Origin of the sequence: Xylanimonas allomyrinae (assembly GCF_004135345.1) — a bacterium.
GTDB lineage: Bacteria > Actinomycetota > Actinomycetes > Actinomycetales > Cellulomonadaceae > Xylanimonas > Xylanimonas allomyrinae.
This window is the reverse complement of sequence record NZ_CP035495.1, coordinates 1,679,808-1,695,641: the sequence shown is the minus strand read 5'-3', so window position 1 is coordinate 1,695,641 and position 15,834 is coordinate 1,679,808. Positions and strand designations below refer to the sequence as shown.

At 72.6% G+C, this 15,834-nt stretch carries 13 protein-coding genes; 9 read left to right on the top strand and 4 right to left on the bottom strand.

Annotation, left to right across the window (positions count from 1 at the left end; all coding sequences use genetic code 11):
• Window positions 1-67: 67 nt before the first annotated feature.
• From ET495_RS07770 to lplB, 7 genes are all read left to right on the top strand, one after another.
• Window positions 68-1,909, top strand: a complete 1,842-nt coding sequence (locus tag ET495_RS07770) for an acetolactate synthase large subunit (protein ID WP_129203991.1) — start codon at window positions 68-70, stop codon at window positions 1,907-1,909.
• Window positions 1,910-1,916: 7 nt separating this feature from the next.
• Entirely contained in the window at window positions 1,917-2,441 is a 525-nt protein-coding gene (gene ilvN, locus ET495_RS07765) for an acetolactate synthase small subunit (RefSeq protein ID WP_129203989.1), read from the top strand.
• Between the two features lie 17 nt (window positions 2,442-2,458).
• A complete protein-coding gene (ilvC, locus tag ET495_RS07760) occupies window positions 2,459-3,484 on the top strand; it encodes a ketol-acid reductoisomerase (RefSeq protein WP_129203987.1) in 1,026 nt (341 codons plus the stop codon).
• 183 nt (window positions 3,485-3,667) lie between these two features.
• The gene (locus tag ET495_RS07755) at window positions 3,668-4,711 is read left to right on the top strand and encodes a 3-isopropylmalate dehydrogenase (RefSeq protein ID WP_129203985.1); all 1,044 of its coding nucleotides are present in this window, start codon (window positions 3,668-3,670) and stop codon (window positions 4,709-4,711) included.
• 151 nt (window positions 4,712-4,862) lie between these two features.
• A complete protein-coding gene (locus ET495_RS07750; protein WP_129203983.1) occupies window positions 4,863-6,014 on the top strand; it encodes a branched-chain amino acid aminotransferase in 1,152 nt (383 codons plus the stop codon).
• Between the two features lie 316 nt (window positions 6,015-6,330).
• Window positions 6,331-7,878 (top strand): citramalate synthase, encoded by a 1,548-nt coding sequence (gene cimA, locus ET495_RS07745; protein ID WP_245993420.1) that lies wholly within the window; start codon window positions 6,331-6,333, stop codon window positions 7,876-7,878.
• Window positions 7,879-7,967: 89 nt separating this feature from the next.
• Complete coding sequence (lplB, locus tag ET495_RS07740) at window positions 7,968-9,044, top strand: lipoate-protein ligase small subunit (RefSeq protein WP_129203980.1); 1,077 nt, start codon at window positions 7,968-7,970, stop codon at window positions 9,042-9,044.
• Between the two features lie 15 nt (window positions 9,045-9,059).
• Here the strand turns inward: lplB and ET495_RS07735 are convergent, their stop codons facing one another.
• Window positions 9,060-9,803: a YggS family pyridoxal phosphate-dependent enzyme gene (locus ET495_RS07735; RefSeq protein ID WP_129203978.1), complete on the bottom strand. Its 744-nt coding sequence runs from the start codon at window positions 9,801-9,803 to the stop codon at window positions 9,060-9,062.
• 87 nt (window positions 9,804-9,890) lie between these two features.
• Between ET495_RS07735 and ET495_RS07730 the strand changes: the two genes are divergently transcribed.
• Window positions 9,891-10,262 carry a YccF domain-containing protein gene (locus tag ET495_RS07730; RefSeq protein WP_129203976.1) on the top strand — a complete coding sequence of 124 codons (372 nt, stop codon included), beginning with the start codon at window positions 9,891-9,893 and terminating at the stop codon, window positions 10,260-10,262.
• Window positions 10,263-10,304: 42 nt separating this feature from the next.
• Here the strand turns inward: ET495_RS07730 and ybaK are convergent, their stop codons facing one another.
• The gene (gene ybaK / locus ET495_RS07725) at window positions 10,305-10,784 is read right to left on the bottom strand and encodes a Cys-tRNA(Pro) deacylase (RefSeq protein WP_129205939.1); all 480 of its coding nucleotides are present in this window, start codon (window positions 10,782-10,784) and stop codon (window positions 10,305-10,307) included.
• A gap of 82 nt (window positions 10,785-10,866) precedes the next feature.
• Between ybaK and ET495_RS07720 the strand changes: the two genes are divergently transcribed.
• On the top strand, window positions 10,867-11,622 hold the full coding sequence (locus ET495_RS07720; protein ID WP_129203974.1) for a sulfite exporter TauE/SafE family protein: 756 nt from the start codon (window positions 10,867-10,869) through the stop codon (window positions 11,620-11,622).
• 20 nt (window positions 11,623-11,642) lie between these two features.
• Here ET495_RS07720 and ET495_RS07715 read toward each other — a convergent pair whose 3' ends face one another.
• Window positions 11,643-13,121 (bottom strand): DUF2809 domain-containing protein, encoded by a 1,479-nt coding sequence (locus ET495_RS07715; protein WP_129203972.1) that lies wholly within the window; start codon window positions 13,119-13,121, stop codon window positions 11,643-11,645.
• Window positions 13,118-15,799 carry a DEAD/DEAH box helicase gene (locus tag ET495_RS07710; protein WP_129203970.1) on the bottom strand — a complete coding sequence of 894 codons (2,682 nt, stop codon included), beginning with the start codon at window positions 15,797-15,799 and terminating at the stop codon, window positions 13,118-13,120. The genes ET495_RS07715 and ET495_RS07710 overlap by 4 nt, the downstream gene beginning before the upstream one ends.
• Window positions 15,800-15,834: the final 35 nt, after the last annotated feature.

Sequence of the window (15,834 nt, the reverse complement as noted above, 5' to 3'; positions counted from 1 at the left end):
GCAGCTCCATCCGGGGATCGGGGGGTTTTCTATTGCCCCCGCACCCACCGACTGGCAGGAGAATCCGATGGCACAGCCGCACCCGAGCCCCGCACAGGTCGCCGCGCGCAGCTCCGCCGTCCTCCCCGGAACGCAGACGGCGCCCGCCGCCGTCACCGGCGAGGCGATGACGGGCGCACAGGCCGTCGTCCGCTCGCTCGAGGAGGTCGGCGCGGAGGTCGTCTTCGGTATCCCCGGGGGCGCGATCCTCCCCGCGTACGACCCGCTGCTCGACTCCGAGCGCCTGCGCCACATCCTGGTGCGGCACGAGCAGGGCGGTGGGCACGCGGCGTCGGGCTACGCGCACGCGACCGGCAAGGTCGGCGTCACCATGGCGACGTCCGGCCCCGGGGCCACCAACCTCGTGACCCCGCTCGCCGACGCCAACATGGACTCGGTGCCGATGGTGGCCATCACGGGCCAGGTCGGGGCCCCGATGATCGGCACGGACGCGTTCCAGGAGGCCGACATCGTCGGCATCACGATGCCGGTCACCAAGCACTCCTACCTCGTGACCGACGCGGACGACATCGCGCGCACCATCGCCGAGGCGTTCCACATCGCCGCGACCGGCCGCCCCGGCCCGGTGCTCGTCGACATCGCCAAGTCGGCCCTCCAGGCGACGACGTCGTTCGCCTGGCAGAGCGAGACGCGCCTGCCCGGCTACCACCCGGTGACCAAGCCGCACGCCAAGCAGGTGCGCGAGGCCGCGCGGCTGCTCGCGTCGGCACGGCGCCCGGTGCTCTACGTGGGCGGCGGCGTCATCCGCGCCCAGGCGTGGGACGGCCTGCGCAGGCTCGTGGACGTGTCGGGCGCGCCCGTCGTGACCACGCTCATGGCCCGCGGCGCGGTGCCCGACACGCACCCGCAGCACCTGGGCATGCCCGGCATGCACGGCACCGTGCCCGCCGTCGCAGCACTGCAGAAGGCCGACCTGATCGTGGCGCTCGGCGCCCGCTTCGATGACCGCGTGACCGGTCAGCTGTCGAGCTTCGCGCCGCACGCCGCCGTCGTGCACGCCGACATCGACCCGGCCGAGATCGGCAAGAACCGTGCGGTCGACGTGCCGATCGTCGGCGACCTGCGCGAGGTGCTCGCCGACCTGCTGCCCGCGCTGCAGGCCGAGCACGAGCGCGCCGGGCTGCCCGACCTCGCCGGCTGGTGGCACCAGATCGACGAGTGGCGCAAGACGTACCCGCTCGGCTACACGCAGACCGAGGACGGCCTGCTCTCGCCGCAGCACGTCATCCAGCGCCTCGGCGAGATCAACGACCCGGGCACGGTCTTCGTCTCGGGCGTGGGCCAGCACCAGATGTGGGCCGCGCAGTTCATCACCTATGAGCATCCACGCACGTGGATCAACTCGGGCGGCCTCGGCACCATGGGCTACGCGATCCCCGCGGCCATGGGCGCCAAGGTCGGGTGCCCCGACGCCAACGTCTGGGCGATCGACGGCGACGGCTGCTTCCAGATGACCAACCAGGAGCTGGCCACCTGCACCATCAACGAGATCCCGATCAAGGTCGCGCTGATCAACAACAGCTCGCTCGGTATGGTGCGCCAGTGGCAGACGCTCTTCTACAACGAGCGCTACTCGAACACCGACCTGCACACGGGCCACGGCACGATGCGGGTGCCTGACTTCGTCAAGCTGGCCGAGGCGTACGACGCCGTCGGCATCCGGGTGGAGTCGGTGGCCGAGGTCGACGACGCCATCCGCCGGGCCAACGAGATCGACGACCGCCCCGTCGTCGTCGACTTCACCGTCTCGCGTGACGCGCTCGTGTGGCCCATGGTGGCCGCGGGCGTGAGCAACGACGAGATCCAGTACGCGCGGGGCATCTCTCCGAGCTGGGACCGAGAGGATTGAGCACGCCATGACCCGTCACACCCTGTCCGTGCTGGTCGAGAACAAGCCCGGCGTGCTGACGCGCGTCGCGGGGCTGTTCGCCCGGCGCGCGTTCAACATCCACTCGCTCGCCGTCGGCCCGACGGAGCACGAGGAGATCTCGCGCATCACCGTCGTCGTCGACGTCGACGCGCTGCCACTGGAGCAGGTCACCAAACAGCTCAACAAGCTGGTCCACGTCATCAAGATCGTCGAGCTCGAGTCCGAGGCCTCGGTGCAGCGCCAGCTCCTGCTGGTCAAGGTCCGCGCCGACGCGCAGACCCGCTCGGGCGTGCTCGAGGTCGTCAACCTGTTCCGTGCGCACGTCGTCGACGTCGTGCCCGATACCGTCGTCGTCGAGGCCATCGGCACCGACGCCAAGCTCACCGCGCTGATCGGGGCGCTCGAGCCGTACGGCATCCGCGAGATCGTCAAGTCCGGGACCATCGCCATCGGGCGCGGGTCGCGGTCCATCACGGACCGGGCGCTCGAACGCGTCCGTGCCACCGCTTAACAGAGGAGAGCATCACCGTGGCAGAGCTTTTCTACGACGACGACGCCGACCTGTCGCTGATCCAGGCCAAGAAGGTCGCGGTCATCGGCTACGGCAGCCAGGGGCACGCGCACGCGCTCAACCTGCGCGACTCGGGCGTCGACGTCCGCATCGGCCTGAAGGAGGGCTCGAAGTCGCGCCCGAAGGCCGAGGAGCAGGGCTTCCGCGTCCTGACCCCGCGCGATGCGGCGGCCGAGGCCGACGTCATCGTGATCCTCGCGCCCGACCAGCACCAGCGTCACCTGTACGCACAGGACATCGCGCCGGTGCTCAACGACGGCGACACGCTCGTCTTCGGGCACGGCTTCAACATCCGCTTCGGCTACATCAAGCCGGCCGAGGGTGTCGACGTCATCATGGTGGCTCCCAAGGCGCCGGGCCACACCGTGCGCCGCGAGTTCGTGGCCGGACGCGGCATCCCGGACATCATCGCCGTGGAGCAGGACGCGTCGGGCAACGCGTGGGGCCTGGCCCTGGCCTACGCCAAGGCCATCGGCGGCACGCGCGCCGGCGTCATCAAGACGACGTTCACCGAGGAGACCGAGACCGACCTGTTCGGTGAGCAGGCCGTGCTGTGCGGCGGCGTGTCGCACCTGGTCCAGGCGGGCTTCGAGACGCTGACCGAGGCCGGCTACCAGCCGGAGATCGCCTACTTCGAGGTGCTGCACGAGCTCAAGCTCATCGTCGACCTCATGTGGGAGGGCGGCATCGCCAAGCAGCGCTGGTCGGTCTCCGACACGGCGGAGTACGGCGACTACGTCTCGGGCCCGCGTGTCGTCACGCCCGAGGTCAAGGAGTCGATGAAGGCGATCCTCGCCGACATCCAGTCGGGCGCGTTCGCCACACGCTTCATCGCCGACCAGGACAACGGTGGCAAGGAGTTCCTGGAGCTGCGCGAGAAGGAGGCGCAGCACCCGATCGAGAAGACGGGCCGCGAGCTGCGCGCCCACTTCGCGTGGAAGCAGCAGGACGCCGACTACACGGAGGGCTCCGCCGCGCGCTGACCGGCGGCATGCCCGGGCGAGGGTGCGCGTTCGTTCACGATCCGGCTCGTTTCGTGAACGAACGCGTACCCTCGTCGCGCGTGGGCGGCCGGGGGCGACCCGGTGCGACCCGGGGCGCCAGGCGGGTCCATAGAATGAGACAGGCGTCCCGCATGGTGGCTGGCGCGGAGTAGCCTCGGTGGTATGACGCGCAACATCGAGCTGGCAGTGGTCGCAGGTGACGGCATCGGCACCGAGGTTGTCGAGCAGGGGCTGACGGTCCTGGAGGCGGCGCTCGCCGACTCGGACGTCAAGGTCGCCACGACGGACTTCGACCTGGGCGCGCGCCGCTGGCACGCGACCGGCGAGACCCTCACCGACGAGACCCTCGCGGCCATCAAGGGCCACGACGCGATCCTCCTCGGCGCGATCGGCGACCCGACGGTGCCGTCGGGCGTGCTGGAGCGGGGCCTGCTGCTCAAGCTGCGCTTCGCGCTCGACCACTACGTCAACCTGCGCCCCAACAAGCTCTACGAGGGCGTCGCCTCGCCGCTCGCCAACCCCGGCGACGTCGACTTCGTCGTCGTCCGCGAGGGCACCGAGGGCCCGTACGTCGGCAACGGCGGCTCGATCCGCACCGGGACGCCGCACGAGGTCGCGACCGAGGTCTCGCTCAACACCGCGTTCGGCGTCGAGCGGGTGGTGCGCTACGCGTTCGAGAAGGCCGCCAATCGCGAGCGCAAGCACCTGACGCTCGTCCACAAGCACAACGTGCTGGTCAACGCCGGTCACCTGTGGCGCCGCACGGTCGAGGCCGTCAACGCCGAGTTCCCCGAGGTCACCACCGACTACCTGCACGTCGACGCCGCGACCATCTTCCTGGTCACCAAGCCGTCGCGCTTCGACGTCATCGTCACCGACAACCTGTTCGGCGACATCATCACCGACGAGGCCGCCGCGATCACGGGCGGCATGGGCCTGGCCGGCTCGGCGAACATCAACCCCGACGGCACCTTCCCGAGCATGTTCGAGCCCATCCACGGCTCGGCGCCCGACATCGCCGGGCAGGGCAAGGCCGACCCGACCGCGACCGTGCTGAGCGTGAGCATGCTGCTCGACCACCTCGGCCTGGCCGACGAGGCCGCGCGCATCGAGCGCGCCGTCGCCGCCGACCTCGCCGAGCGCGGCACCTCCGTACGCACGACGGCGGAGGTCGGCGCCGACCTCGCAGCCCGCGTGCGTCGCTGACCTCAGCCGCACGACGGCGCCGCCTGGCGCACCGCACCACCGCACGGGGTCCTCGCCGCGACGGCGAGGGCCTCGTCGTCTTCCCAGGCCACCACGCGACCGCGGCGGGCGTGGAACACTACGAACGTTCACACGGAAAGGGCGTACACCGATGACGAGCACGACTGAGCTGGGCACCTCCGGGTCGAGCGCCATCCTCTCGCAGGACATCGAGGAGATCGCGTCGCTGTTCACCGTCACGCCGACGGACAGCCCGACGCCGGACGACGAGCGGGTCGCGAAGCTCGACAGCCCGAAGTTCGGCACGGTCTTCAGCGACCACATGGCACGCATCTCGTGGCGGCGCGACGACGGGTGGATCCACCGCCGCGTCGAGAAGTACGGCCCGCTGCAGCTCGACCCGGCGACGGCCGTCCTGCATTACGGGCAGGAGGTCTTCGAGGGGATGAAGGCCTACCGGCACGCCGACGGCACCGTCTGGACGTTCCGTCCGGAGGAGAACGCGGCGCGACTGTCCCGCTCGGCTCACCGCCTGGCGCTCCCGGCGCTGCCGGTCGACGACTTCATCGCGGCATGCGCCGTGCTGGTGCGCACCGACATCGCGTGGGTGCCGGACGCGCCCGACTCGAGCCTGTACCTGCGGCCGTTCATGTTCGCCTCCGAGCCGTTCCTGGGCGTGCGGCCGGCCGACGAGGTCGAGTTCCTCGTCATCGCCTCGCCGTCGGGCGCCTACTTCTCGGGCGGCGTGAAGCCGGTGTCGATCTGGGTCGACGCCGAGTACCACCGGGCGGGGCCGGGCGGGACGGGCGCCGCCAAGTGCGGCGGCAACTACGCCGCGAGCCTGCTGCCGCAGAGCGAGGCGGCCACCAAGGGCTTCGACCAGGTGTGCTTCCTCGACGGAGGGTCGAACACCTACCTCGAGGAGCTCGGCGGCATGAACGTCTTCCTCGTCATGGCCGACGGCTCGGTGCACACGCCCGAGCTGACCGGATCGATCCTGGAGGGCGTGACGCGCTCGTCGATCCTCAGGCTCGCCGCCGACCACGGCCGCGACGTCGTGGAACGCCGCATCCCGCTCACGGAGCTCGTCGACGGGCTGCGCAACGGTCAGGTCTCCGAGGTGTTCGCGTGCGGCACGGCAGCCGTCGTGACGCCCGTGGGGCGTCTGGCGGGGGAGACGTTCGACGCGACGGTCGGCACGGGGGAGCCCGGCGACCTGACCATGACGATCCGGCGTGAGCTCACCGACATCCAGTACGGCCGCGCCGCAGACCGCCACGGCTGGATGCGCCGGCTCGCCTGAGCCCGGCGCCGCACTCCAGGAGCGCGCGAGCCACGGCGCGGGACCGGTCACCACCGGTCCCGCGCCGTCCGCTCTGCGATACCGACTGCACCCGCGCGGGCCGGTGTGGCACCATGGCCACGTGACCTCGCAGCGCCCGAGCACGATCATCATTGGCTAGCGCGTCCGGCCGACCCACGCCGGACGCGCAGACCTTCCGTACCCGGAGGGTCTTTTTTGTTGGCGCCATACGCAGGACCAGCATGAGGAAGAAGGACCCGACGTGACCTTCGACGTGTACGACACCACGCTGCGCGACGGCGCACAGCAGGAGGGCATGAACCTCACCGTCGCGGACAAGCTTGCGATCGCGCCGCTGCTCGACGAGCTCGGCGTCGGGTTCATCGAGGGCGGCTGGCCGGGCGCGATCCCCAAGGACACCGAGTTCTTCCGGCGGGCCCGCACCGAGCTGACGCTCAAGAACGCCGTGCTCGCCGCGTTCGGAGCGACGCGCAAGGCCGGGGTGGCGGTCGACGCCGACGCGCAGGTGCGCGCCCTGCTCGACGCACAGACGCCCGTGGTCACGCTCGTCGCCAAGTCGGACGTGCGGCACGTCGAGCGCGCGCTGCGGACCACGCGCGAGGAGAACCTCGCGATGATCGCCGACACCGTGCGGTTCCTGGTCGCCGAGGGCCGCCGCGTGGTGCTCGACGCCGAGCACTTCTTCGACGGCTTCCGGTTCGACCCCGCCTACGCGACCTCGGCCGTGCAGACCGCGTTCGACGCGGGCGCCGAGGTCGTCACGCTGTGCGACACCAACGGGGGCATGCTGCCCGCGTTCGTCACCGACGTCGTCGGCGCGGTACGCGAGGCGGTCGGCACGGGGCCGCGGCTGGGCATGCACGCCCACAACGACACGGGCTGCGCGGTCGCGAACTCGCTCGCCGCGGTGGCCGCCGGGGCCAGCCACGTGCAGGGCACCGTCAACGGGTACGGCGAGCGCACCGGCAACGCCGACCTCATCGCCGTCGTCGCCAACCTGGAGATCAAGCACGGCATGGAGCTGCTGGCCGACGGCGGGCTGCGTGAGGCGACGCGCATCGCCCACGCCGTCGCGGAGATCACCAACATCGCGCCGTTCCAGCGGCAGCCGTACGTGGGCGCGAGCGCGTTCGCGCACAAGGGCGGCCTGCACGCCTCGGCGATCAAGGTCGACCCCGACCTGTACCAGCACGTCGACCCGGTGGTCGTCGGCAACGACATGCGCATGCTCGTGTCCGAGATGGCCGGGCGCGCGTCGATCGAGCTCAAGGGACGCGAGCTGGGGTTCGACCTCACCGGGCAGGGTGACCTGCTCGCGCGCGTCACCGCACGCGTCAAGGACGCCGAGGCCGTCGGGTACACCTACGACGCCGCGGACGCCTCGTTCGAGCTGCTGCTGCGCGAGGAGCTGACGGGGGAGCGGCCCGAGTACTTCGAGATCGAGTCGTGGCGCACCATCGTCGAGACCATGCCCGGCCAGGGGCAGGGCCGGTGCGCCGTCGCCGCCGCCGAGGCCACCGTGAAGCTGCGCGCACGCGGTCAGCGGTTCGTCAGCACGGGCGAGGGCAACGGCCCGGTCAACGCGCTCGACCAGGCGCTGCGCGGCGCGCTGACCGGCACCTACCCCGAGATCGCGCGGTTCGAGCTCACCGACTTCAAGGTGCGCATCCTGGAGTCCGAGCAGGGCACGGACTCGACCACGCGCGTGCTGGTCGTCACCACCGACGGCGAGCGGACCTGGTCGACCGTCGGCGTCGGGCCGAACGTCATCGAGGCGTCGTGGGAGGCGCTGCTCGACGCGCACGTGTTCGGTCTGCTCCAGGCCGGGGTCGACCCGCGCTGAGGTGCCGGCGAGGCTCACGCCGCGCACCCCGGTGCGTGGCGTGAGCGACGCGGCCGCCACGACGGCGCCGGTCGGCATACGGTGGACCGGTGCGTGGTGAGTACAAGGTCCCGGGCGGCAAGCTGGTCGCGGTCGAGGTCGGCGTGGCGGACGGCCACCTGACGGACGCCCACCTCTCGGGCGACTTCTTCCTGGAACCCGACGAGGCGCTCGACGTCATCGACCGAGCGCTCGACGGCCTCGCCGCCGACACCCCGACCAGCAAGATCGCCGGGGCGATCGACGCGGCGCTGAGCCGCGCCGCGGCGGACGGCACCCTTGCCGAGCCCGCGGTGCTCGTCGGGTTCGACCCGTGGGGCGTCGCCGTCGCCGTCCGCCGTGCGCTGGGGCTCGCGACCACCTGGGACGACCACGTGTTCGAGGTGCTGCGGCCCGAGCCGCTGCCCGTGCGTACCCTCGCGGCCCTCGACCAGGTGCTCACCGAGGAGCTCGCCGAAGGGCTGCGCGGGCCGACCCTGCGGTTCTGGGACTGGGACGAGCGCGCCGTCGTCATCGGCTCGTTCCAGTCGCTGGTCAACGAGCTCGACCCCGAGGGCGTCGCGCGGCACGGCGTGACGGTGGTGCGCCGCATCTCGGGCGGCGGGGCCATGTTCATGGAGGCCGGCAACTGCGTGACGTTCTCGCTCGTGGTGCCGGCCTCGCTCGTCGACGGCCTGTCGTTCGAGCAGTCGTACGCGTTCCTCGACTCCTGGGTGCTGGGCGCGCTGCGCAGCATCGGCGTCGAGGCGTTCTTCTCGGGCATGAACGACGTCGCCTCCCCGGCCGGGAAGCTCGCCGGCTCCGCCCAGAAGCGGCTCGCGGGCGGCGCGGTGCTGCACCACATGACGATGGCCTACGACATCGACAGCGACAAGATGCTCGAGGTGCTGCGCATCGGGCGCGAGAAGCTGTCCGACAAGGGCACCCGCAGCGCCAACAAGCGCGTGGACCCGCTGCGCTCGCAGACCGGCATGACGCGTGAGGCGATCGTGGACGCGTTCGAGGCCTACTTCAAGAGCCAGTACCGCACGGCCGACTCCGCGCTGCGCCCCGACGAGCTTGATCGCGCGCAGAAGCTGGTGGAGACGAAGTTCGCGACCGAGGAGTGGATCGCGCGCGTCCCGTGAGGTCCGCCGCCGCACTCACCGGGGCCCGAACACCGCCGTGCCCACCCGGACGATCGTCGCACCCTCGGCGACCGCGAGCTCCAGGTCGCCCGTCATGCCCATCGACAGCTCGCGTGCGTCCGCCGTCCCCGGCGCACCGCCCGTGACGACGTCGTCGCGGATCGTGCGCAGCCGCGCGAACCCCGCACGCACGTGCGCGTCGTCCGACCGCGCCCCGATCGTCATGAACCCCGTCAGCCGCAGCCCGTCCAGCGCGGCGACCTCGTGCGCGAGGCCTGCGGCGTCCTCGGGTGCGACGCCCGCCTTCGTGGCCTCGCCCGAGACGTTGACCTGCACCATCACGTCGAGCACGCGCCCGTCGCGCGCGCAGCGCGAGGCGAGCGCGGTCGCGAGCGCGAGCGAGTCCACGGTCTGCACGCACGACGCCGTCGCGAGCGCCTGGTTGACCTTGTTGCGCTGCAGGTGCCCGATCAGGTGGACCTCGCACCGCTCGTCGGCGACGAGCGGTGCGAGCGCCGGCGCCTTCGCGACGAGCTCCTGCACCCGGTTCTCGCCGACGAGCACCGGCCGCCCGCCCGGCGCCGCGGCGACCGCGGCGAGCACCGTCGCCGCGTCCTGCGTCTTGGTCGCCAGCAGCAGCCGCACCTCACCCGGGTCCCGTCCCGCGGCGCGCGCGGCGTCGTCGACGCGGGCGAGGACGGCGTCGATGCGGGCGCGCAGGGCGACGGCCTGGGGGGTCCCGGTCAGGGGCGAGGGCATGCCGACAGTCTAGGGTTGCCAGATCGGGGCTATTTCAGGGTCATCCTTGATGTCCGCCTCGCGTGGACGCTGGATCATGGGTGGACGATGAAGACACTCCTCAACCTGATCTGGCTGGTGTTCGCCGGCTTCTGGCTCGCGTTCGGCTACGCCGTGGCGGGCGTGCTCCTGCTGCTGCCGATCGTCACGATTCCGTTCGCCGTCGCCTCGTTCCGCATCGGAGCGTATGCGCTGTGGCCGTTCGGCCGCACCGTCGTCGACCACCCGCGGGCCGGGGTGGGCAGCGCGCTCGGCAACATCCTGTGGATCCTGCTCGCGGGCTGGTGGCTCGCGCTCATGCACCTGTGCACGGCCATCCCGCTGTTCGTGTCCATCATCGGGATCCCGATGGGCTGGGCGAACCTCAAGCTCATCCCCGTCTCGCTCATGCCGCTGGGCAAGGTCATCGTCCCCGCCTGACCCGGCTGCCCCGCGCGGGCGGCATGTCGGCGACTGCCCGGTCTACCGTGCGATCGTGCCGAGCGTCGCGCCGGTGAGCGCGAGCAGGTCCGCGGGCGCGAGCCCGACGTCGAGACCGCGGCGCCCGCCCGAGACGTACACGACGTCGTGCTCCTGGGCCGAGACGTCCACGACGGTCGGGTGGCGCTGCCTCTGCCCGAGCGGAGAGATGCCGCCCACGACGTACCCGGTCGCGCGTTCGGCCGCGGCGGGCGCCGCCATCGCCGCGCGCTTGCCCCCGACGGCGCGCGCGAGCGCCTTGAGGTCGAGCTGGCGGTCCACCGGCACGACACCGACCACCAGCCGCCCGTCGACGTCGGCGAGCAACGTCTTGAACACCTGCCGCGCGTCGACACCCATCGCCTGCGCGGCCTCCAGGCCGTAGCCCAGGTCGGAGGCGGGGTCGTGCTCGTAGCCGTGCAGGCTGTGCACGACCCCGGCCCGCTCCAGCGCGGCGACGGCCGGGGTAGGGCCGCCCTTCATGGTCTTCTTCGCCACGCGGGCAGTGTAGGGCGGGCGCCGACAGCAGCCCGGCCAGGCCGCACCGCCTGGATAGGGTGGCACCGTGCTCGCCACCCTGATTGTCGCGATTGTCGTGGGGGGCGTGCTGCAGCGCGTCACGGGCCTCGGGTTCGCCATGGTCGCCGGCCCGTTCGTGGTGCTCGCTCTCGGGCCGCACCAGGGCGTGCTGCTGGTCAACCTCATGGGTGCCACGAGCTCGGCGCTGATCCTGTCCCGCGTGCTGCGCGACGTCGACTGGCGCCGGTTCGCGGTCATGGCCCTGGCCTCGGTGTGCACCACGGTGCCCGGGGCGTGGCTGCTGCGGGACGCGACGACGTCGGCGCTGGAGGTCACCGTGGGCGTCGTCGTCATCACCGGCATGACGGTCTCGCTGCTGGCCCACCGGCTGCGCGCGGGCCGGCGGTGGTGGCGCGAGGGTGCGCTGTGGCCTGCCGCCGTCGGCGGGTCGCTCAGCGGTGTCGGCAGCGTGGCGGCGGGCATCGGCGGGCCGCCGCTGGCGGCGTACGCCGTGCTCGACGGGTGGGACCCGCGACGCTTCGCCGCCACGCTGCAGCCCTTCTTCGTGGTCAACGCGACGGGGGCCGCGTCGGCCAAGCTGCTGCTGACCGACGCGAGCCTTCCCGCGCTCGAGTGGTGGGCCTGGCTCGTCCTCGCGGCCGCCGTGGTCTGTGCGGTCGCGATCGGCGACGTCGCCGCACGGCACGTGTCGCGCACGGCGACCCGCCGCGTGCTGGTCGTGCTCGCCTACGCGGGCGGGCTGGCCACCCTGACGCGCGGCGTGGGCCTGCTCCCGGGGTAGCCGGCGCGCGCCGGGCCCGGTCAGTAGCTCGTCGGGGTCAGCACCGACTGCCAGTGCCAGGGCTCGGGAAGACGCCCGCCCGGCTCCGCCCAGTCCGGGTGCATCCACCCGTACGTCCCGGCGTGCGCGGCGAGCCAGGCGTACTCGGCGCTGCCGGGCTGCGAGATCCCGTCGATGTCGACGGAGGTCCCCAGCCCGTGGTTGGAGCAACCGGGCGGGGCCGCGAGCGGGTTGGGGTGCGCCGGGTCGTAGACCGCGAGCTGGTCGTCGTACGAACGGTAGGCCGAGTTGAGCTTCAGGTCGGACCCGAACCGTGCGCGGAAGGCGTCGTCGAGCTGGACCAGGCTCGGCAGCACGTCGGCCCGCACCCGCATCCCCGGAGCCCACGGCACGGAGGCCAGGTCGTCGTCGGCCAGGTGGCCGCCCTCGGGGAACCACACCTGGTCCGGTTCGGGGCAGGTCACCGCGTCCTGGGCGGTGAGCAGCGCGACGGTCGCCGTGCCGACGGCGTCGCGTGCCGCCACCAGGTCGGACGCCGTGCGCTCGACGGCGGTGGGATCCGTGGCGTCCCCGAGCGCGTCGTCGGCCGCCTGGGCCGCCGACGCCGCCGCGCTGTCGAGCGCGGTCGCGAGCGCCCCGCGGACCTGCTCGTCCGCGCCGAGCCCGTCCGTCGCGGTGAGCACCGTCTCGCCGCGTGCCGTCACGGGTTGCAGGGCGTCGCGGGCGGTGGCTGCGGTGGTGCGGGCGAGCGTGAGGCGCGACGTGGTGACGGCGTCGACGCGCCGGGCGAGCAGGTCGCCGGCGCGCCGGGCGTCGCCGGGGCGACGCTCGAGAAGGGGACGCTCGGCGAGCGTCGCCGTCGCGGCGTCGATCGACGCGGCCAGCGCGGTGCGGGTCGCGTCGTCGGCGACGCGGCCCTCGGCGTCGGCCAGCACCTGCCTCGCCTGAGCGACCTGCGGGCGCAGGTCCCCGGCCTCGGCGCCGACCCGCCACGTCAGCACACCGCCCGCCGCCGCGAACGCCACGAGCACCGCGAGCACCGCCGGCAGCGCGCGGCGTCGACGACGCCCCAGCTCGTAGCCGTGCCGCACGATCACATGACCCGAACGCCACGAGGCCCGGGAGATCCCCACGAGCGTCGCACCCACCAGGGCACCGAGCGCGTACCAGGCCAGGTCGGAGGCGGCGAACGTGGAACCCAGCACGTACCGCGCGGCCGGCACGCGTGCGACGACCGCGGCGGGCAGCCCGGTGAGCTGGAGCACCTCGACCACGGCCGAGACGGCGAACCCGACGGCGCCCGCCCACAGCGGGCTCGCCCGGGCGACCAGGAGCGCGGCGAGCAGCGTCATGAGCGTGGCGTACAGCGCGTCGCCCGCAGGCCCGCCCACCGCGGGCGGCAGCAGCTCGTGCGCAGCGAACCCGACGGCGAGGACGGCGACGGCGAGCGCCGCCGTCGCCAGGCGGCTCGCACGCACGGGCGGGGCGACGCGGCTCATCCGCCCAGCGTCCCGACGCCGACGACGGTGAGAACCACGGCGCCCGCCTCGTCGCTGGCCGCGAGGTCGACGCGGGCGGTGATCGCCCAGTCGTGGTTGCCGTCGAGGTCGTCGAGCACCTGGCGCACCCACCACGTGCCGGGCTCGACGCGGCCACCCTGGGGCAGCTCGGCCCCCGGCTCAAGGATCGTCAGGAGGGTTGCCGCGCGGGCCGGAGCGTCGACGCCGATCGCATCGTCGCCCTGCTCGACGAACAGGTCGTCGAGGGCGTCCTCCCACGCGCCGGCGTCCCAGGCCGGTGTGCCCGAGGCGGCGGCGAGCGCGCCGTAGCTCTCGCGTGCCGCGAGCTCGACCAGGCGGAACATGGCGTTGCGCACCAGGCGCCGGAACGCGCGCGGGTTGCCCGTCACGGGCCGGGTGGCCGGCTCGGCGTCCTCGGGCTCACGCAGGTGGGCGACGTCGTCGGCGTCGTCGGTCGTGGGGTTGGCCAGCCGCTCCCACTCATCGAGCAGCGACGAGTCGGTGCCGCGCACGACCTCGCCGAGCCACTCGACGATCTCCGCGACCTCCTCGGTGCGGTGCTCGTCGGGCACCACCTGCCGCAACGCGCGGAACGCGTCGGCGAGGTACCGCAGCACCACGCCCTCGGTGCGTTCCAGCTGGTAACGGCTGACGAGCTCGGTGAACGTCATCGCGCGCTCGACCATGTCGCGCACCACCGACTTCGGCGCGAGCTCGGCGTCGGCGACCCACGGGTTGGTCTGCTTGTAGACCGCGAACGCCGGTTCGAGCAGGTCCGCGAGCGGGCGCGGCCAGGTGACGTCCTCGAGCAGCGCCATCCGCTCCTCGTACTCGATGCCGTCGGCCTTCATCGCCGCGACCGCCTCACCGCGCGCCGCGTTCTGCTGCCCGTAGAGGATCTGCCGCGGGTCGTCGAGCGTGGCCTCGATGACGGAGACGACGTCGAGGGCGTGCGCCGGCGACCCGACGTCGAGCAGGTCCATCGCCGCCAGCGCGAACGGCGAGAGGGTCTGGTTGAGGGCGAAGTCGCGCGGCACGTCGACCGTCAGCCGCACGCTCGGCCGCCACCCCGTGGGCCGCGACGCGTCCGGCACGCGCACCCGCTCGACGACACCCGCCTGCCGCAGCGACCGGTAGATGCGGAACACCTGCCGCACATGGCCGGCGCGCGCGCCCTCGGCGTCGTGGTTGGCCGTGAGCAGGTGACGCATCGCGTCGACCGGATCGGCCGCCGCGCCGTGCAAGCGGGCGCGGGCGAGCACGTTGAGCACCATGGCGTGCGACACCCGGAACTGGCTCGTCAGCGGCTCGGGATCGGCGTCACGGAGACGTTCGAACGTCGCATCGGTCCAGTTGACCGACCCCGCGGGCGCCTTCTTGCGGACGATCTTCTTGAGCTTCTTCGGGTCGTCGCCCGCCTTGGCGAGCGCGCGACGGTTCTCGATGACGTGCTCGGGCGCCATGACCAGCACCTCGCCGAGCGTGTCGAACCCGGCGCGGCCCGCACGACCCGCGATCTGATGGAACTCGCGCGCCGACAGGTGCCGCATGCGCTCGCCGTCGAACTTCACCAGGCCGGTCATGAGCACCGTGCGGATGGGCACGTTGATGCCGACGCCCAGCGTGTCGGTGCCCGCCACCACCTTGAGCAGGCCCTTCTGCGTCAGGCGCTCCACGAGCCTGCGGTACTTCGGCAGCATGCCCGCGTGGTGCACGCCGACCCCGTGCCGCACCAGACGGCTCAGGGTGGAGCCGAAGCCCGTCCCGAACCGGAACGCCCCCAGCTCCGCCGCGATCGCCGCCTTCTCCGCCTTGCTCGCCACGTTCATCGACAGCAGCGACTGCGCGCGCTCCACGGCGTCCTTCTGCGTGAAGTGCACGACGTACACGGGCGCGCGATGCGTCGTGACGAGCTCCTCGATGACCTCCGTCAACGGCTCGACGACGTAGCTGAACGTCAACGGCACCGGCCGCTCGGCGCTCGCGACCTCCGCGACCGGCCGGCCCGTGCGCTCCGCCAGGTCCTCCCGCAGACGCTCCGTGTCGCCCAGCGTCGCCGACATCAGCACGAACTGCGTGTGCGGCAGCTCCAGCAGCGGCACCTGCCACGCCCAGCCGCGCTGCGGGTCGCCGTAGTAGTGGAACTCGTCCATGACGACCTGGGCGATCGCGTCCTCGTCGCCCGGCTCGCCCGCACCGTGGCGCAGGGCCAGGTTCGCCAGGATCTCGGCCGTGCAGCAGATGATCGGCGCGTCCGCGTTGACCGCCGAGTCGCCCGTCATCATGCCGACGTTCCGCGACCCGAACGCCGCGACCAGGTCGAAGAACTTCTCGCTCACCAGAGCCTTGAGCGGGGCCGTGTAGTACGTCCGCCCGCCGTGGCCCGCGCGGTGCGCGGCCAGCGCCGCGAACTGGGCGCCCATCGCCACGAGCGACTTGCCCGAGCCCGTCGGCGTCGCGAGCACCACGTGCGAACCCGTCATCACCTCCAGGAGCGCCTCCTCCTGGTGCGGGTACAGCGGCCGCCCGCCGTCGGCCGCCCACCGGGAGTACGCCTCGAACAGCACGTCGGCGTCGGGAGCCGCGCCCGTCGGAGGCGGCAGGAACGGGATGAGCGTGCCCGCCGGGCGCGGGGTGGCCGTCAAGGAGGTGGTCATGGTGCGGCCATTGTCCCGCACCGACCAGGGACGAG

Coding starts and splice junctions, on each gene's coding strand:
- ET495_RS07770 (WP_129203991.1), top strand. CDS start 68: ATGGCACAGCCGCACCCGAGCCCCGCACAGGTCGCCGCGCGCAGCTCC.
- ilvN (WP_129203989.1), top strand. CDS start 1,917: ATGACCCGTCACACCCTGTCCGTGCTGGTCGAGAACAAGCCCGGCGTG.
- ET495_RS07755 (WP_129203985.1), top strand. CDS start 3,668: ATGACGCGCAACATCGAGCTGGCAGTGGTCGCAGGTGACGGCATCGGC.
- ET495_RS07750 (WP_129203983.1), top strand. CDS start 4,863: ATGACGAGCACGACTGAGCTGGGCACCTCCGGGTCGAGCGCCATCCTC.
- cimA (WP_245993420.1), top strand. CDS start 6,331: ATGAACCTCACCGTCGCGGACAAGCTTGCGATCGCGCCGCTGCTCGAC.
- ET495_RS07735 (WP_129203978.1), bottom strand. CDS start 9,803: ATGCCCTCGCCCCTGACCGGGACCCCCCAGGCCGTCGCCCTGCGCGCC.
- ET495_RS07730 (WP_129203976.1), top strand. CDS start 9,891: ATGAAGACACTCCTCAACCTGATCTGGCTGGTGTTCGCCGGCTTCTGG.
- ybaK (WP_129205939.1), bottom strand. CDS start 10,784: ATGAAGGGCGGCCCTACCCCGGCCGTCGCCGCGCTGGAGCGGGCCGGG.
- ET495_RS07715 (WP_129203972.1), bottom strand. CDS start 13,121: ATGAGCCGCGTCGCCCCGCCCGTGCGTGCGAGCCGCCTGGCGACGGCG.
- ET495_RS07710 (WP_129203970.1), bottom strand. CDS start 15,799: ATGACCACCTCCTTGACGGCCACCCCGCGCCCGGCGGGCACGCTCATC.